We start from the raw sequence: 16064 nt of genomic DNA, 5'->3' as shown, positions 1-16064 counted from the left end.
GGCCCCGCTTCTCCCCCGCACGGCCCGTCCGGCGGCCCCGCTCGGCGTGCCGGAGGGGCCGGAGGGGCCCTACTTCGCCCCGTACACCGGCTGCGCCGGCTCCGCCCGGGCGAGCAGTTTCCGTACCGTCTCCCCCGCCTCCGCCGGCTCCCGCCGTGCGCCCCGGTCCGCGGTGGGGCCGGGCCGCCAGCCCTCCATGACCGTGATCCGGCCGGCCTCCACCTCGAAGACCCGCCCGCTCACCCCGTCGCTCGCGGCCGAGCCGAGCCACACCACCAGCGGGGACACGTTCTCCGGGGCCATCGCGTCGAACCCGCCCTCCTCCGGCGCCGCCATCGCCTGCGCGAAGGTCTGCTCGGTCATCCGGGTCCGGGCCGCCGGGGCGATCGCGTTGACCTGGACCCCGTACCGGGCCGTCTCCTCCGCGGCGACCAGGGTCAGGCCGACGATCCCGGCCTTCGCGGCGGAGTAGTTGCCCTGGCCGACGCTGCCGAGCAGCCCCGCGCCGGAACTGGTGTTGATCACCCGGGCGACCGGCGTGCGGCCCGCCTTCGCCTCGGCCCGCCAGTGTGCGCAGGCGTGCTTCAACGGCAGGAAGTGGCCCTTGAGATGGACCCGCATCACGGCGTCCCAGTCGTCCTCGTCCAGATTCACCAGCATCCGGTCGCGCAGGAACCCCGCGTTGTTGACCAGGGTGTCCAGCCGCCCGAAGCCCTCCAGCGCCGCCGCGACCAGTGAGGCGGCCCCGTCGGTCGTGGCGATGTCGCCCCCGTGGGCGACCGCCTCTCCGCCCGCCGCGACGATCTCGTCGACCACCTGCTGTGCCGGGCCCGGGGAGCCGCCGTCGCCGCCGGGGCCGACGCCCAGATCGTTGACGACCACCTTCGCGCCCTCGGCGGCGAAGGCGAGCGCATGGGCCCGGCCGAGCCCGCGCCCCGCACCCGTCACGATCACCACGCGGCCGTCGCACAGACCAGTCATCACTCGCCTCCTTGTTGGCGATGCGGGGGCAGGCTGCTACCTTCCACACCTAACAAATGTTTGGTGGAAAGGTAGCTGATTCGCTCATGGGTGTCTCCACCGCAAGTCCCGGCAAGGGCATCCGGCTCGTCACCGTCGACCATCCGCCCGTCAACGCGCTGCCCGTGCAGGGCTGGTACGACCTTGCCGACGCACTGCGCGCGGCGGGCCGTGACCCCGAGGTCCGCTGCGTCGTGCTGGCCGCCGCCGGACGGGGATTCAACGCGGGCGTCGACATCAAGGAGATGCAGCGCGACACCGGGCACGAGGCCCTGATCGGCGCCAACCGGGGCTGCTACGAGGCGTTCGCCGCCGTCTACGAGTGCGAGGTCCCGGTCGTCGCCGCGGTGAACGGCTTCTGCCTCGGCGGCGGCATCGGCCTCGTCGGCAACGCGGACGCGATCGTGGCGAGCGACGACGCCACGTTCGGCCTGCCCGAGCTGGACCGGGGCGCGCTCGGCGCGGCGACCCATCTGGCCCGGCTGGTGCCCCAGCACCTGATGCGCGCGCTCTACTACACCTCGCGCACCGCGACCGCCGCCGAACTGCACGCCCACGGCTCGGTCTGGAAGGTCGTGCCGCGCGAGGAACTCCTCGGTGCGGCACTGGAGCTGGCGGGCGAGATAGCCGCCAAGGACGGGTATCTGATCCGGCTGGCCAAGGCCGCCATCAACGGCATCGACCCGGTGGACGTACGCCGCAGCTACCGCTTCGAGCAGGGCTTCACCTTCGAGGCCAATCTCAGCGGGGTCGCCGACCGCGTCCGCGAATCGTTCGGCAAGGAGGCATGAGGCATGACCACGACCGACAAGACCATGACGGCCGACGACGTGGTCTCCCGGCTCAGCAGCGGGATGACGATCGGCATCGGCGGCTGGGGCTCGCGCCGCAAACCCATGGCGCTGGTGCGGGCGCTGCTCCGCTCCGGGATCACCGACCTCACCGTGGTCTCGTACGGCGGCCCCGACGTGGGGCTGCTCGCCGCCGCCGGCCGGATCCGGAAACTGGTCGCGGCCTTCGTCACGCTCGACTCGGTCCCGCTCGAACCCCATTTCAGGGCGGCCCGCCAGCGCGGCGCGTTCGAACTGATGGAGATCGACGAGGCCATGTTCATGTGGGGGCTGCACGCCGCCGCGAACCGGCTGCCGTTCCTCCCCGTGCGTGCCGGTATCGGCTCCGACGTGATGCGGGTCAACCCGGGCCTGCGCACGGTGACTTCGCCGTACGAGGACGGTGAGGAGTTCGTCGCGATGCCCGCGCTGCGGATGGACGCCGCGCTGGTCCACCTGAACCGCGCGGACCGGTTCGGCAACGGCCAGTACCTCGGCCCCGACCCGTACTTCGACGACCTGTTCTGCGAGGCCGCGGACGCCGCGTACATGTCCTGCGAACGCCTCGTGGACACGGCCGAGCTGACCGGCAACGCCGCCCCGCAGACCCTCCTCGTCAAGCGGCACTCCGTCACCGGCGTCGTCGAGACCCCGAACGGCGCGCACTTCACCTCCTGCGTGCCCGACCATCCACGCGACGAGGCGTTCCAGAAGGCGTACGCGACCGCCGCCGCCGACCCCGACGCCTGGGCGGCGTTCAGCGAGCGCTTCCTGCCCGCCGGGGGCGACGAGAAGAGCTACCAGTCGGCCGTCCGGACCTGGCACGAGGAGCAGAAATGACCACGGAGAACGCGACCGCGGACCCGACCGCGGCCACCCGCGCCGAGTACTGCGTGATCGCCTGCGCCGATGCCTGGCGCGACAACGGCGAGCTGCTCGCCAGCCCCATGGGCCTCGTCCCGTCCGTCGGCGCCCGGCTCGCCAGACGCACCTTCTCGCCCGATCTGCTGCTGACCGACGGCGAGGCGCTGCTCCTCGCCCCGGACGGTACGACGGAGGGCTGGCTGCCCTACCGCCAGCACCTCGCCATGGTCACCGGCGGCAGGCGCCACGTGATGATGGGGGCGAGCCAGATCGACCGGTTCGGCAACCAGAACATCTCCTGCATCGGCGACTGGGAACAGCCCTCCCGCCAGCTGCTCGGCGTGCGCGGCGCACCGGTCAACACCCTGAACAACCCGGTCAGTTACTGGATTCCCAAGCACTCCACCCGGGTCTTCGTCGAGCGCGTCGACATGATCTGCGGGGTCGGCTACGACAGTGCCGCCGCGGCCGGTCCGTCGGCGAGCCGCTACCACCGCATCCCGCGCGTGGTGAGCGATCTCGGCGTCTTCGACTTCGCGACCCCGGACCGCTCGATGCGGCTGGCCTCGCTGCACCCCGGCGTCACCGTCGACCAGGTCCGCGAGGCCACCGGTTTCGCGCTCACGATCGCGGACGACGTCCCGTACACCCGGGAGCCGAGCGCCGCGGAGCTGTCCCTGATCCGCGAGGTCATCGACCCGCACGGCACCCGGAACCGTGAGGTCAGGGTCTGATGCGGACGGCGCTCACGGAGCTGGTCGGCGTCCGTCACCCCATCGTCCAGACCGGCATGGGCTGGGTCGCGGGCCCCCGCCTGGTCTCCGCCACGGCCCGCGCCGGCGCCCTCGGCGTCCTGGCCTCCGCGACGATGACCGCCGAGCAGCTGCGGGCGGCGGTGCGGGAGGTCAAGTCCCGTACCGACGAGCCGTTCGGCGTCAATCTGCGCGCCGACGCGGGCGACGCGCGCGAGCGGGTACGGATCATCATCGAGGAGGGCGTGAAGGTGGCGTCCTTCGCGCTGGCCCCCTCGAAGGAACTGATCGCCGAACTGAAGGACGCGGGAGTGGTCGTGATCCCGTCGATCGGCGCCCGGCGCCATGCCGAGAAGGTCGCGGCGTGGGGCGCGGACGCGGTGATCGTGCAGGGCGGCGAGGGCGGCGGGCACACCGGTGAGGTGGCGACCACGGTGCTGCTGCCCCAGGTCGTGGACGCGGTGGACATCCCGGTGATCGCGGCGGGCGGTTTCCGCGACGGCCGGGGCCTGGTCGCGGCGCTGGCGTACGGGGCGGCGGGCATCGCGATGGGTACGCGGTTCCTGCTGACCTCGGACTCGACCGTGCCGGACGCGGTGAAGGCCCGGTACCTGGCGGCGGGCGTCAAGGACATCACGGTCACCAGGGCGGTGGACGGGCTCCCGCACCGGATGCTGCGTACGGAGATGGTCGCGGCGCTGGAGCACGCGGGCCGGGTCCGGGCCCTGGCCCAGGCGGTGCGCCGGGCGTCGGGTTTCCGGCGGATCTCCGGGCTGAGCTGGTCCCGGATGGTGCGCGACGGTCTCGCGATGAAGCACGGCAAGGACCTGTCGTGGAGCCAGGTCCTGCTGGCGGCCAACACGCCGATGCTGCTGAAGGCGTCCATGGTCGACGGCCGGACGGACCTGGGGGTGATGGCCTCGGGCCAGGTGGCGGGCCTGATCGAGGATCTGCCCAGCTGCGCGGAGCTGGTGGAACGGGTGATGGCCGAGGCCCACGAGGCGCTGGGCGCGGTGGTACGCGCGGAACGTTCCGAGAACTCGGACGCATAGGCGGCGCACGGAGGAATCCGCACGCGGCAGTCCGCGCGGAACGTTCCGAAGCCGCGGACGCGTAGGCGGCGCCCGGAGAGATCCGGGCGCCGCCCTGTCCGCTGTGTGTCCCTGCGGCTACGCGGCCCTGCGGCCGCGTCCCGCCGCCGCGCCGCCGCGTCCGGCCCCGGAGCGCCCGGCACCCGTGCCGCGCGGCTCACCGTTGCCACGGCCGCCGCCCGAGCCCGCGCCGCGCGCGGAGCCGCCCGTGCCGGCGGTGCGGGAGGCGCCGCCCGTGGAGCGGGCCTCGCCGCCGCCCTGTCCGGCACCACCGCGCCGGCCCCGGCCGCGGCTGCCCGAGCGGAAGCCGGTGCCGCCCGCCGAGGTCCCGCCCGAGCGCGTGCGCTGCTTCGGCGGGGTCGGCTGTGGGGCCTCTATGACGATCGCGATGCCCGAGGGTTCACGGGCCCCGGTGATCCGGGTGAGCTCCTCGTCGCTGGACTTGATCCGGGTGGTCTTCGGGGCGATGCCCGCGTCGGCCATCAGCCGGGTCATGTCCCGCTTCTCCTCCGGCAGCACCAGGGTGACGACGCTGCCGGACTCCCCGGCGCGCGCCGTGCGCCCGCCGCGGTGCAGGTAGTCCTTGTGGTCGGTCGGCGGGTCCACGTTCACGACCAGGTCGAGGTCGTCGACATGGATGCCGCGGGCCGCCACGTTCGTCGCGACGAGCGCGGTGACCTGGCCGTTCTTGAACTGGTCCAGGGTCCGGTTGCGCTGCGGCTGCGAGCGCCCGCCGTGCAGGGCGGCGGCCCGTACGCCACTGGCGAGCAGCCGCTTGGCGAACCGGTCGGCGGCGCGCTTGGTGTCCACGAACATGATCACGCGGCCCTCACGGGCGGCGATCTTCGTGGCGACGGCCTTCTTGTCGGTCTCGTCGATCACATGGAGCACGTGGTGCTCCATGGTGGTGACGGCGCCGGCGGACGGGTCGACGGAGTGCACGACCGGGTCGGTCAGGAACATCTTGACCAGCCGGTCGATGTTCTTGTCGAGCGTCGCGGAGAACAGCATCCGCTGACCGTCCGGCTCGACCTGCTTGAGCAGGGCGACGACCTGCGGCATGAAGCCCATGTCGGCCATCTGGTCGGCCTCGTCGAGGACGGTGATGGCGACCTGGTCGAGGCGGCAGTCGCCGCGCTCGATGAGGTCCTTCAGCCGTCCGGGCGTGGCGACGAGCACCTCGGCGCCGCGGCGCAACGTGCCGGACTGCTTGGTGATCGACATGCCGCCGACGACGGTGGCCAGGCGCAGGTTCACGGACGTCGCGTACGGCGTCAGCGCGTCGGTGACCTGCTGGGCGAGCTCGCGGGTCGGGACGAGGACGAGCGCCAGCGGTGCCTTCGGCTCGGCGCGCCGGCCGGCGGTGCGGGCCAGCAGGGCGAGGCCGAAGGCGAGGGTCTTGCCGGAGCCGGTGCGGCCGCGGCCGAGGATGTCCCGGCCGGCGAGCGAGTTCGGCAGGGTGGCGCCCTGGATCGGGAACGGTTCGGTGACGCCCTGCGCGGCAAGGGTCTTCAGCAGGGCTGCGGGCATGTCCAGCTCGGCGAACGCCGCTACGGCGGGCAGTGCGGGGGTCATGGTTTCGGGCAGGGCGAATTCGCCCTGCGGCGGCGTGGCCCTGCGACGGGGCGACGCCTTGCCGGATCCCTTGCCGGAACCCTTAGCGGTTGCCTGTGCCGGGGCCGTGCCGCGCCCCCTCGACGGGCGGTTGCGGGCGGGTCGGTCCTGGCGTTCGGAGCGGGTCATACGGAATTGCCCTCCTGGGGGATTCCTGAGGAGTCCTGGGGATTCCTGAGAACTGCGTGGGACTGCGGGGAACTGCATGGGGCTGCCGGGACGGGCGCCGTGGGCGGGCGCGCCTGTTCCGACATGTCCCGGGGACAGCACAAACCGGGACCCGCACCTTCACGGTGCGGGCCCCGGCTGCGAGGTACGCGTCCGGCGATTAGGCCGGGACGATGTTCTCCGCCTGCGGGCCCTTCTGGCCCTGCGTGACGTCGAAGGAGACCTTCTGGCCCTCCTGGAGCTCACGGAAGCCCGAGGTGGCGATGTTGGAGTAGTGGGCGAAGACGTCGGCGCCGCCGCCGTCCTGCTCGATGAAGCCGAAGCCCTTTTCCGAGTTGAACCACTTCACGGTTCCAGTAGCCATGTCATTCTCCTAAAAGAGGTGCAGTGCCGGAAATCCGCACTTTACGAATTTCAAGTCGCCGCATTGAGCCCCATCCGGAGAAAGCCGGAAAACAATAATGCGCCTGAGGAAGCATTCCCGTCAGGCGCACATAAAGTTCATGGGTACCAAAACTGCAACTCGGCAACCGTAGCACGTTCCGCCGGTCCGCGGTGGAAACACGCCGCGCGGCCGGTCGGTGTGTTCTGGTCCGGGCCCTTGCGGTATCTGGCCGGGAGGGGTACGAAAGGCCGCCGGAATCCTTGTCGCGCCGGGTGTCGGGGCGGTCCGGCGGCCGTGTTCGGGGCGGGTCGGCGCTCAGAGCCGTTCGATGATCGTCACGTTCGCCTGGCCGCCGCCCTCGCACATGGTCTGGAGCCCGTAGCGGCCGCCGGTGCGCTCCAGTTCGTGCAGCAGTGTCGTCATCAATTTCGCACCGGTTGCGCCGAGCGGGTGACCGAGGGCGATCCCGCCGCCGTTGACGTTGACCCGGTCGGGGTCGGCCCCGGTCTCCTTCAGCCAGGCCAGGACGACGGGGGCGAATGCCTCGTTGATCTCGACCAGGTCGATGTCGTCGATGGTCATTCCGGCCTTCTTGAGCGCGTACGCGGTGGCCGGGATCGGTGCCGACAGCATGCGGATCGGGTCCTCGCCGCGTACCGAGAGGTGGTGGACGCGGGCGCGCGGGGTGAGGCCGTGCTCGGCCACGGCCCGCTCGGAGGCGATGAGCAGGGCGGCGGCGCCGTCGGAGATCTGGGAGGAGCACGCGGCGGTGATCGTGCCGCCGTCCAGGACCGGCTTCAGCGCCGCCATCTTCTCCAGGGTGGTGTCGCGGCGCGTCCCCTCGTCGGTGGTGACGCCCGCGAGGGCGACGGTCTCGCGGGCGAAGCGGCCCTCGTCGATGGCGCGGATCGCGTGCCGGTGGGAGCGGAGGGCGAACTCCTCCATGTCCTGGCGGCCGATGTCCCACTTCTCGGCGATCAACTGGGCGCCGTGGAACTGGTTGACCGGTGCGTCGCCGTACCGGGCGCGCCAGCCCTCGCTGCCCGCGTACGGACCCTCGGTCAGCCCGAGGGGTTCGGCGGCCTGGCGGGAGGCGAAGGCGATGGGGATCTGCGTCATGGACTGGGTGCCGCCAGCGACGACCAGGTCCTGGGTGCCGGAGAGGACGCCCTGGGCGGCGAAGTGCAGGGCCTGCTGGGAGGAGCCGCACTGGCGGTCGACGGTCACGCCGGGGACCTCCTCGGGCAGTCCGGCCGCCAGCCAGCAGGTGCGGGCGATGTCGCCGGCCTGCGGTCCGACGGTGTCGAGGCAGCCGAAGACCACGTCCTCCACGGCCGCCGGGTCGATCCCGGTCCGTTCGACGAGGGCCTTCAGGACATGGGCGCCGAGGTCGGCGGGGTGGACGGCGCCGAGGCCGCCCCCGCGCCGGCCGACCGGGGTGCGTACCGCTTCGACTATGTATGCCTCGGCCATGACTGCTGCTCCTTGGTGAGCGCGGGTGGGGTCAGGTGTCGAGGGCGATGCCGTCCAGGACCATCGAGAGGTACTGGCGGGCGATCTCCTCGGGGCTGTGCAGTCCGCCCGGCCGGTACCAGGACGCCGCGACCCAGACCGTGTCGCGGACGAAGCGGTAGGTGAGGCGGATGTCCAGGTCGGCGCGGAAGCTGTGGTCGGCGACGCCGCGTTCCAGCGTGCCGAGCCAGGCCTTCTCGAACTTCTGCTGGGAGTCGGCGAGGTACTGGAAGCGCGGCTGGGTGGCCAGATGCCTGGCTTCCTTCTGGTAGATGGCGACCGCGGCACGGTGCCGGTCGATCTCCCGGAAGGACTCGGTGACGAGCGCCTCGATGGTCTGCCTGGGGGCCAGCCGGGCGGCGAGCACCGTGTCGTACCCCTCCCAGAGTTCACCGAGGAAGGTCGAGAGGATCTCGTCGAGCATCGATTCCTTGGAATCGAAGTGGTAGTAGAGGCTGCCCGCGAGCATCCCGGCCGCGTCCGCGATCTTGCGGACGGTGGTGGCGTTGTATCCCTGGGCGGCGAAGACCTCGGCGGCGGTGGCGAGCAGTTCGCGGCGCCGCTCGGGCGAGGGGGTCACCTGGGGCTTCTTCTTGGTAGGCACCCGACCATTCTCCGCCCGGCCGCCGGACACCCGGCCGCCCGACGTCCGGCCGCCGCACGCTCAGGCACGCTGACTGCTGACGGAGACGACCTCGCCGGTCAGGTACGAGGAGTAGTCGCTGGCGAGGAAGACGATGACGTTGGCGACCTCCCACGGCTCGGCGTACCGGCCGAAGGCCTCCTTCGCGGTCAGTTCGTCCAGGAGTTCGGCGGAGGTGACCTTCACCAGGTGCGGGTGCATGGCGAGGCTGGGCGCGACGGCGTTGACGCGTACGCCGTACTCGGCGGCCTCGATCGCGGCGCACCGGGTGAGCGCCATGACGCCGGCCTTGGCGGCGGCGTAGTGGGCCTGGCCGCTCTGGGCGCGCCAGCCGACGACGGAGGCGTTGTTGACGACGATGCCGCCGCGGCCCGCCGCCTTGAGGGAGCGCAGGGCGGCCCGGGTGCAGCGGAAGGTGCCGTTCAGGGTGACGTCGAGGACCTTGGTCCACTGCTCGTCGGTCATCTCGGTGAGTTCGGCGGTGCCGCCGAGGCCGGCGTTGTTGACGACGATGTCGAGGCCGCCGTGGGCCCGTTCGGCGAGTTCGAACAGGGCCCGGACCTGGGTCTCGTCGGTGACGTCGCAGGGCAGTGCGGCGACACGGTCCGCGCCGAACTCCTCGGCGAACGCCTGCTCGGTCTCCTTCAGCCGGCGGGCGTGCGCGTCGCCGATGACGATGCGGGCGCCCTCCTCCAGGAATCGGCGGGCGGTGGCGCCGCCGATGCCGGCGCCCGCGGCCGCGGTGATGACGGCTGTGCGGCCGGCCAGCAGCCCGTGCCCGGATACGTACTGCGGTGCGCTCACGCCCGTACCTCCTCGGTCCCGGCCCTTCGGATCCTCGACGGTGCTCGTGCCCGTACGTTAACCTACCAAACACTTGTTAGGGAAGGATGAGCCGATGCCCTCTGCCCACGACCCCTCCGCCGCCGGCCACCGGGACGGCCCGGTCCTCTACGAGCGCCGCGGCCCGGTCGCGTACCTCACGCTGAACCGCCCGCGCTACCGCAACGCCCAGAACTCGGCCATGACCTACGCCCTGGACGACGCGTTCTACCGGGCCGCCGAGGACTCCGAGGTCAAGGTGGCCGTGCTGGCGGGCGCCGGGGAGCACTTCTCCGCGGGCCATGACATCGGCACGCCGGAGCGCGACGCGCATCTGCCCTTCGAGCGCCGGGCGGGCCTGTGGTGGGACCACTCCGACAAGGCCGGTGCGGAGAGCCGCTTCGCCCGCGAGTCGGAGGTCTATCTGGGCATGTGCAGGCGGTGGCGCGAGCTGCCGAAGCCGGTCATCGCATCCGTCCAGGGCGCCTGCGTGGCCGGCGGGCTGATGCTCGCCTGGATCTGCGACCTGATCGTGGCGAGCGAGGACGCCTTCTTCGCCGATCCGGTGGTGCGGATGGGCATCCCAGGCGTCGAGTACTTCGCCCACCCGTGGATGATGCCGCCCCGGATCGCGAAGGAGTTCCTCTACACCGGCGACCGGATGAGCGCCCGCCGGGCGTACGAGGTCGGCATGGTGAACAAGGTGGTGGAGCGGGAGGAACTCGCCGACCGCACCGATGAGCTGGCGCTGCGGATCGCCGCGATGCCCCGGCTCGGGCTGGCCCTCACCAAGCGCGCGGTCAACCAGGCCGAGGACCTCCAGGGGATGCACACCGGGATGGACTCCGTCTTCGGGCTGCACCACCTCGCCCACGCGCACAACGCGGAGACGGCTGCCGACTCGCTCGGCGGCATGGACATCGCCTCGATGAAGAAGGCGGACGGCTGATGGATCTGTCGGGCACCGAGCAGGAGGCGGCGTTCCGGGACGAGGCGCGCCAATGGCTGCGGGCCAACGTGCCCGCCGTGCCGCTGCCGTCGCTGGAGACCGCCGAGGGCTTCGCCGCGCACCGGGAGTGGGAGGCGCGGCTGTACGCGGACCGCTGGTCGGTGGTGTCCTGGCCGGCCGAGTACGGCGGCCGGGGCGTCGACATCTTCCGGTGGCTGGTCTTCGAGGAGGAGTACTACGCGGCGGGCGGCCCCGGCCGGGTCTCGCAGAACGGCATCAACCTCCTCGCCCCGACGCTCTTCGACCACGCCACTCAGGAGCAGCGGGCCCGGGTCCTGCCGTCGATGGCGAGCGGCGAGGTGATCTGGGCGCAGGCCTGGTCCGAGCCGGAGTCGGGCTCGGACCTGGCGTCGCTGCGTTCGCGGGCGGTGCGCACCGACGGCGGCTGGCTGCTCTCGGGGCAGAAGACCTGGTCCTCGCGGGCCGCGTTCGCGGACCGGGCGTTCGGCATCTTCCGCAGCGATCCGGGCGCGGCGAAACCGCACCACGGGCTGACGTATCTGATGTTCGACCTGTCGGCGCCCGGGGTCTCGGTCCGGCCGATCGGGCGGCTCGACGGCAAGCCGGCCTTCGCCGAACTGTTCCTGGACGAGGTGTTCGTACCGGACGAGGACGTCATCGGGGAGCCTGGCCAGGGCTGGCGTATCGCCATGTCGACAACGGGCAACGAGCGGGGGCTGACGCTCCGCTCCCCCGGCCGTTTCCTGGCCGCCGCCGACCGGCTGGCCACGCTGTGGCGCACCCATGGCGACCCCTCGGACACGGCGATGCGGGACCGGGTGGCGGACGCGGTGATCGGGGCGCGCGCGTATCGGCTCTTCACCGCCGCCAACGCGTCCCGCTTCGCCGCCGGGGCGACCATCGGCGCGGAGTCCAGCCTGAACAAGGTGTTCTGGTCCGAGTACGACATCGCGCTGCACGAGAGCGCACTCGACCTGCTGGGTCCGGATGCGGAACTCGCCGAATCCGAGTGGTCCGAGGGGTATGTCTTCTCCCTCGCGGGCCCCATCTACGCCGGCACGAACGAGATCCAGCGCGACATCATCGCCGAGCGGCTGCTCGGCCTGCCGAAGGGACGGCGCTGATGCGTTTCCTCCTGGACGACGAGCAGCGGGAGTTCGCCCGCTCGCTGGACGCGATGCTGACCGCCGCGGACACCCCTTCGGTGGTACGGGCCTGGGCCGCCGGGGACCACGGACCGGGCAAGGAGCTGTGGGCCCGGCTGGCGGGGGCGGGGGTCTTCGCGCTCGCGGTGCCGCAGGCGTACGAGGGTGTCGGCCCGCTGCCGGTCGAACTCGCGGTCGCCTTCACCGAGCTGGGGCGGCACGCGGTGCCGGGGCCGGTGGTGGAGACGGTCGCGGCGTCGGTGCTGCTGGCGGACGTGGGCGGCCCGGCGGCCAAGGAGTGGCTGCCCCGGCTGGCGTCGGGCGCGGCGTCGGCGACGCTCCGGATGGACGGGCACGGGCCGTACGCGCTGGACGCGGACGCGGTGGACGCGGTGTTCACGGTGACCGGTGACGAGTTGCGGCTGGCGCCGGGGCCCGGGGTGCTCAGCGTGTCGTCCGACCCCGCGCGGCGGCTGTGGCGCCCCGCGCCGGGCGGGGAACTGCTCGCCTCGGGGGCCCGGGTGGCCGGGGCGGCGGCGCGGGCGGCCGGGTGGGCGGCGTTCGCGACGGCGGCGCAGTCGCTCGGCACGGGCGAGACCCTGCTGCGGACCACGGTCGAGTACGTGAAGCAGCGCACCCAGTTCGGTGCCGCCATCGGCTCCTTCCAGGCGGTGAAGCACCGGCTGGCGGACACGTTGATCGGGCTGGAGTTCGCCCGTCCGCTGCTGTACGGAGCGGCGCTCGCGCTCGCCGGGGACGCGCCGGACGCCGGTGCGCAGGTGGCGGCGGCCAAGGTGACGGCGGGCGAGGCGGGGTACGCGGCGGCCGGGGCGGCGCTGCAGCTGCACGGTGCGGTGGGGTACACGCAGGAGCTGGACCTGGCGCTGTGGCTGCGGAAGGCACGCCCGCTGCGGGACGCGTGGGGGAAGCCGGGGGCGTGCCGGGCGCGGGTGCTCGCCGACGGGCCGGCCGCGCCCGCCGCCCGGCGCCCCGGGCTCTCAGGTGGTCGTGCTCAGTGAGTCGGCATCGTTGCCCCTTCGGAAGGTGCGCAGCGGGTGACCGGGGCGCCAGGTCCGGATGATCACGGTGTCGCCGCCTTCGAGCCCGGTGTGCACCACCTCGGTCGGCTCCACGCGGAAGAGGTGGAAGGGTTCCGGCGGCTTCGCCTCCTCGATGAAGCGTGCCAGCACCGCGGGGTCGGTCACCTCCACCGCGCGGCCGGAGATCCGGGCGTCCCCGTCGGCCATCTCGGCGTCCGGGCCGGGGTTGGCTTGCACCGCGAACCGCGGATCGCGCAGCAGGTCCAGCGCCTTGCGCGAGTTCGGCATCATGCCGAGCCACACCTCGCCGAAGCGGAAGTCCACCTCCAGGCCGGTCACGCGCGGCGATCCGTCCTTGCGCAGGGTCGCCAGGACGTGGTGCTTGTAGAGCTGGAAGCGGGCCCGGACGGTTTCGGCGAAGTCCGGCTCGGCCGAGCGGAACTCTTCCCAGGAACTCGATGTCATGCGCCCATGGAATCCTGGATACCCGACACCTTCCGTCCTGATTTCCCGGCCCGCGCCGACCGTCCGCCCTTCGGCCCATCCGTACCGCCCGCCTCACCCGTACCGCCGGTCTCATCGCTCCGAGAGGGTGACCAGCAGCGCCCACCCGTGGGTCCACAGCACCCCCGCCGATTCGTCCCGCGTCAACAGCGCGTCGTAGCGGTCGAGTTCGAGCTCCGTGCCGTCGAGCACCGCGCCGTCCTCCAGCGCGATGGCAAGCACCGCCCCGCCCGGGGGCGCCGCCAGCCGCACGGTGCCGCGCACCACCGCGACCGCCGCGCTCGTCCGCCCCCTGCGGCACATCACATTGAGGTTGACGACCGGGCCGCCGAGCAGTGCGCCGTCGGTCGCGAGGTCACCGGGGAAGTCGTGCGGCCAGTACGGCTCGTCGACGATGTGGTGCTCACCGTCCACCATGAGGTCCATGCCTGCGCCCTCGACCACGGTCAGGGTGCGGTCGACGCCGGGGAACGTGGAGAACGGCCCGTCCTCGGTCACCTCGGCGAGGCTGACCCGCCAGTCGAAGGCGTCCATCGGCGCGCCCTCGGGGTGTGCCGCGATCTCCCGGGTGACTCCCCCGCCGTTCTTCCAGGGGGTGGCCGTACGGTCGGCCGCCCGCAGGACCCGGGCGGTCACTTGACGATGCCCTGAGTCCGGGCCGTGGCGAGCCACTGCGGAAATTCGGCGACGAGCCGGTCGTACAGCTCGGCGTCCGGGACCTTGCGCGGGTCGGGTCCGGCGTGGAAGAAGCCCGCGTTGTCTATCGGGCGCTTGGCGGGTACGGCCAGTTCATCGAGCTTGCGCAGGAAGTCGAACTGATTGCTCCGCTTGTCGCCGAAGCCGATGAACTGCCAGAACAGGGGCAGTTTCGCCGCCTTGCAGAGATAGCGCTCCGCCGCGTGCTTGCTGATCGGGCCGCCGTCGGTCTGGAAGACGACGAGGGCGGGCGCGGTGGAGCCGCTGTCGAGGTGGTGGTCGATGACGGCGTCCATGGCCAGGTGGTAGCTGGTCCTGCCCATGTGCCCGAGACCTGCCACGATCGCGTCGACCCGGCCGCGGTGGTTGTCCAGGGCGATGTCGGTGACGGCGTCGACCTCCGTTGAGAACAGGACGAGGGGGACCCGGCCGTCGTCGTCCAGATGGGCCGAGAGCCCCAGCACCCGGTCGGCCAGGGCCTGGACGCTGCCGTCCTTGTAGTACTCCCGCATGGAGCCGGAGTAGTCGAGCACCAGATAGACCGCGGCGCGCTCGCCGCTCATGCGGTGCTTGGTCAGCGACACCGAGGCGCTCTTGTAGAGGCTGACCAGCGCGGGGGCGCTCTCCTCGATCTTGCGGAGGCTGATGGCCGGGCCTGTTGCGGCGGCGGGTGAGCCGGCCATGCGGTTTCTCCGATCCTCGACGTCCGGGGAGGTCGAGTGTAGGACCGACCGGCAATTGGGGGGTGGGAGAAGGAGCGGGGCTGGGTGCGTGCAGCTGCAGGGCGGAGGAATGAGGGAGATGGGGTCTCCCCTGCTCGAACACAGCTGAGAGCTTGGGGAAGGAGCCATGGTGATTGACGACAACGCCGCAGATGCGCGTGCCCAGCCCCGCGACGCCCCCCCAATTGCCGGTCGGTCTGGGCCACCCGGGCATGCCCCGGCCGGGCGGTGTTCGCTATGTTGATCTGCCGCCGTCCCCACCGGCCGCTCGTGTCCGCTCACCCGTGAAGGAGCCTGCCGTGGAGGCCGCGGTCACCACCTGTTATCGCCATCCGTCGTACGAGACGTATGTCAGCTGTACCCGCTGCGAACGGTTCATCTGCCCCGACTGCATGCGTGAGGCCGCGGTCGGCCACCACTGCGTGGACTGCGTGAAGGAGGGGCAGCGTTCGATCCGGCAGGCGCGCACCGTGTTCGGCGGCGCGGTGCCGAGGAGCGCGGTGCCGATCGTCACGTATGTGCTGATCGGGCTCAACATCGCGGCGTACCTGGGCGAGCTGGTCAGTCCGGGGATCGTCGACCGGTTCGCGATGCTCGGTGCGGGGCTGAACGGCCCGGACGGCGAGCATTACGTCTACGAGGGCGGGGACTTCCCCGGCTTCGATGTGGTCGGGGTGGTCGGCGGTGAGTGGTACCGGCTGATGACCGGGGCCTTCCTGCATCTGCCGCCGGGCGGGTCGTCCTTCGGTTCGCTGCCGTTCGGGGTGCTGCACATCCTGTTCAACATGTACGCGCTGTGGAACCTGGGCCGGGTGGTGGAGGAGCAGCTGGGCCGGGCCCGTTACCTCGCGCTGTACCTGCTGTCCGCGCTGGGCGGTTCGGTCCTGGTCTATCTGATCGCGCCGCTCGACGGCACGGTGGGCGCCTCGGGTGCGATCTTCGGGCTCGGGGCGGCGTTCTATGTCATCAACCGCCGGCTGGGCCGTGACATGCGGGCGGTGAACCGGTTCATGGCCGGTTTCCTGATCTGGATGGTGATCTCGGCCGGATTCGCCTCGTGGCAGGGCCACCTGGGCGGGCTCCTGACGGGCGGCATCGTCACTGTGGCGTACGCCTATGCCCCGGCGAAGCGCCGTACGGTGGTCCAGGCCGCCGCGTGTGTGGTGCTGTTCGCCGTGCTGGTGCTGCTGGTGGTGCTGAAGACCTCCGCGCTGACGGGCTGAGCCGGGGGCCGGTGCGACCGGCCCCCGGACGCACCGCGGCGCCTGCCGAATCGTCCGGTCGGG

General features: G+C 72.0%; 17 protein-coding genes. 8 read left to right on the top strand and 9 right to left on the bottom strand.

Annotated features, from left to right (window positions below; translation table 11 throughout):
- Window positions 1-69: 69 nt before the first annotated feature.
- The gene (locus OG842_RS29405; RefSeq protein ID WP_266736616.1) at window positions 70-981 is read right to left on the bottom strand and encodes an SDR family oxidoreductase; all 912 of its coding nucleotides are present in this window, start codon (window positions 979-981) and stop codon (window positions 70-72) included.
- A gap of 86 nt (window positions 982-1067) precedes the next feature.
- Here OG842_RS29405 and OG842_RS29400 point away from each other — a divergent pair, with 86 nt between their 5' ends.
- From OG842_RS29400 to OG842_RS29385, 4 genes are read left to right on the top strand one after another with little or no spacing between them, the layout of a single operon-like run.
- Window positions 1068-1811, top strand: coding sequence for an enoyl-CoA hydratase family protein (locus OG842_RS29400; RefSeq protein ID WP_266736617.1), 744 nt, complete (start codon window positions 1068-1070; stop codon window positions 1809-1811).
- Window positions 1812-1814: 3 nt separating this feature from the next.
- Window positions 1815-2690 (top strand): CoA transferase subunit A, encoded by an 876-nt coding sequence (locus OG842_RS29395; RefSeq protein ID WP_266736619.1) that lies wholly within the window; start codon window positions 1815-1817, stop codon window positions 2688-2690.
- Entirely contained in the window at window positions 2687-3448 is a 762-nt protein-coding gene (locus tag OG842_RS29390; protein ID WP_266736621.1) for a CoA-transferase subunit beta, read from the top strand. The genes OG842_RS29395 and OG842_RS29390 overlap by 4 nt, the downstream gene beginning before the upstream one ends.
- The gene (locus OG842_RS29385) at window positions 3448-4518 is read left to right on the top strand and encodes an NAD(P)H-dependent flavin oxidoreductase (RefSeq protein ID WP_266736622.1); all 1071 of its coding nucleotides are present in this window, start codon (window positions 3448-3450) and stop codon (window positions 4516-4518) included. The genes OG842_RS29390 and OG842_RS29385 overlap by 1 nt, the downstream gene beginning before the upstream one ends.
- Before the next feature lie 117 nt (window positions 4519-4635).
- Here the strand turns inward: OG842_RS29385 and OG842_RS29380 are convergent, their stop codons facing one another.
- The 5 genes from OG842_RS29380 to OG842_RS29360 all read right to left on the bottom strand — a co-directional run bounded on the left by OG842_RS29380 (window position 4636) and on the right by OG842_RS29360 (window position 9683).
- Window positions 4636-6300 (bottom strand): DEAD/DEAH box helicase, encoded by a 1665-nt coding sequence (locus OG842_RS29380; protein ID WP_266736623.1) that lies wholly within the window; start codon window positions 6298-6300, stop codon window positions 4636-4638.
- A gap of 199 nt (window positions 6301-6499) precedes the next feature.
- Window positions 6500-6703, bottom strand: a complete 204-nt coding sequence (locus tag OG842_RS29375) for a cold-shock protein (protein ID WP_003969786.1) — start codon at window positions 6701-6703, stop codon at window positions 6500-6502.
- Window positions 6704-7039: 336 nt separating this feature from the next.
- Entirely contained in the window at window positions 7040-8197 is a 1158-nt protein-coding gene (locus OG842_RS29370; protein WP_266736625.1) for an acetyl-CoA C-acetyltransferase, read from the bottom strand.
- 31 nt (window positions 8198-8228) lie between these two features.
- Window positions 8229-8840: a TetR/AcrR family transcriptional regulator gene (locus OG842_RS29365; RefSeq protein ID WP_266736626.1), complete on the bottom strand. Its 612-nt coding sequence runs from the start codon at window positions 8838-8840 to the stop codon at window positions 8229-8231.
- A gap of 60 nt (window positions 8841-8900) precedes the next feature.
- Window positions 8901-9683, bottom strand: coding sequence for an SDR family oxidoreductase (locus tag OG842_RS29360; RefSeq protein WP_266736627.1), 783 nt, complete (start codon window positions 9681-9683; stop codon window positions 8901-8903).
- Window positions 9684-9777: 94 nt separating this feature from the next.
- Between OG842_RS29360 and OG842_RS29355 the strand changes: the two genes are divergently transcribed.
- From OG842_RS29355 to OG842_RS29345, 3 genes are read left to right on the top strand one after another with little or no spacing between them, the layout of a single operon-like run.
- Window positions 9778-10650, top strand: a complete 873-nt coding sequence (locus OG842_RS29355; RefSeq protein WP_266736628.1) for an enoyl-CoA hydratase — start codon at window positions 9778-9780, stop codon at window positions 10648-10650.
- Window positions 10650-11795 carry an acyl-CoA dehydrogenase family protein gene (locus OG842_RS29350; protein ID WP_266736629.1) on the top strand — a complete coding sequence of 382 codons (1146 nt, stop codon included), beginning with the start codon at window positions 10650-10652 and terminating at the stop codon, window positions 11793-11795. The genes OG842_RS29355 and OG842_RS29350 overlap by 1 nt, the downstream gene beginning before the upstream one ends.
- Window positions 11795-12835 (top strand): acyl-CoA dehydrogenase family protein, encoded by a 1041-nt coding sequence (locus OG842_RS29345; protein ID WP_266736630.1) that lies wholly within the window; start codon window positions 11795-11797, stop codon window positions 12833-12835. The genes OG842_RS29350 and OG842_RS29345 overlap by 1 nt, the downstream gene beginning before the upstream one ends.
- On the opposite strand, the gene OG842_RS29340 is transcribed toward OG842_RS29345, so the two are convergent.
- The 3 genes from OG842_RS29340 to OG842_RS29330 all read right to left on the bottom strand — a co-directional run bounded on the left by OG842_RS29340 (window position 12815) and on the right by OG842_RS29330 (window position 14739).
- Entirely contained in the window at window positions 12815-13321 is a 507-nt protein-coding gene (locus tag OG842_RS29340; RefSeq protein WP_266736632.1) for a pyridoxamine 5'-phosphate oxidase family protein, read from the bottom strand. The two genes, OG842_RS29345 and OG842_RS29340, sit on opposite strands and share 21 nt — an antisense overlap.
- 111 nt (window positions 13322-13432) lie before the next feature.
- Window positions 13433-13996, bottom strand: a complete 564-nt coding sequence (locus OG842_RS29335; protein ID WP_266736633.1) for a HutD/Ves family protein — start codon at window positions 13994-13996, stop codon at window positions 13433-13435.
- Window positions 13993-14739, bottom strand: a complete 747-nt coding sequence (locus OG842_RS29330) for a vWA domain-containing protein (RefSeq protein WP_266736635.1) — start codon at window positions 14737-14739, stop codon at window positions 13993-13995. The genes OG842_RS29335 and OG842_RS29330 overlap by 4 nt, the downstream gene beginning before the upstream one ends.
- 338 nt (window positions 14740-15077) lie before the next feature.
- Between OG842_RS29330 and OG842_RS29325 the strand changes: the two genes are divergently transcribed.
- Entirely contained in the window at window positions 15078-16001 is a 924-nt protein-coding gene (locus tag OG842_RS29325) for a rhomboid family intramembrane serine protease (RefSeq protein WP_266736637.1), read from the top strand.
- Window positions 16002-16064: the final 63 nt, after the last annotated feature.

It is taken from the genome of Streptomyces sp. NBC_00376, assembly GCF_036077095.1.
Lineage (GTDB): Bacteria > Actinomycetota > Actinomycetes > Streptomycetales > Streptomycetaceae > Streptomyces.
The sequence above is the reverse complement of the archived record's forward strand: the minus strand, read 5'-3'. Positions and strand labels throughout refer to the sequence as shown.

What these genes read in the sequence shown, in the direction of transcription:
- OG842_RS29345 (WP_266736630.1), top strand. Translation starts at nt 11,795, where the DNA reads ATGCGTTTCCTCCTGGACGACGAGCAGCGGGAGTTCGCCCGCTCGCTG.
- OG842_RS29350 (WP_266736629.1), top strand. Translation starts at nt 10,650, where the DNA reads ATGGATCTGTCGGGCACCGAGCAGGAGGCGGCGTTCCGGGACGAGGCG.
- OG842_RS29400 (WP_266736617.1), top strand. Translation starts at nt 1,068, where the DNA reads ATGGGTGTCTCCACCGCAAGTCCCGGCAAGGGCATCCGGCTCGTCACC.
- OG842_RS29355 (WP_266736628.1), top strand. Translation starts at nt 9,778, where the DNA reads ATGCCCTCTGCCCACGACCCCTCCGCCGCCGGCCACCGGGACGGCCCG.
- OG842_RS29390 (WP_266736621.1), top strand. Translation starts at nt 2,687, where the DNA reads ATGACCACGGAGAACGCGACCGCGGACCCGACCGCGGCCACCCGCGCC.
- OG842_RS29375 (WP_003969786.1), bottom strand. Translation starts at nt 6,703, where the DNA reads ATGGCTACTGGAACCGTGAAGTGGTTCAACTCGGAAAAGGGCTTCGGC.
- OG842_RS29405 (WP_266736616.1), bottom strand. Translation starts at nt 981, where the DNA reads ATGACTGGTCTGTGCGACGGCCGCGTGGTGATCGTGACGGGTGCGGGG.
- OG842_RS29380 (WP_266736623.1), bottom strand. Translation starts at nt 6,300, where the DNA reads ATGACCCGCTCCGAACGCCAGGACCGACCCGCCCGCAACCGCCCGTCG.
- OG842_RS29330 (WP_266736635.1), bottom strand. Translation starts at nt 14,739, where the DNA reads ATGGCCGGCTCACCCGCCGCCGCAACAGGCCCGGCCATCAGCCTCCGC.
- OG842_RS29385 (WP_266736622.1), top strand. Translation starts at nt 3,448, where the DNA reads ATGCGGACGGCGCTCACGGAGCTGGTCGGCGTCCGTCACCCCATCGTC.
- OG842_RS29395 (WP_266736619.1), top strand. Translation starts at nt 1,815, where the DNA reads ATGACCACGACCGACAAGACCATGACGGCCGACGACGTGGTCTCCCGG.
- OG842_RS29370 (WP_266736625.1), bottom strand. Translation starts at nt 8,197, where the DNA reads ATGGCCGAGGCATACATAGTCGAAGCGGTACGCACCCCGGTCGGCCGG.
- OG842_RS29340 (WP_266736632.1), bottom strand. Translation starts at nt 13,321, where the DNA reads ATGACATCGAGTTCCTGGGAAGAGTTCCGCTCGGCCGAGCCGGACTTC.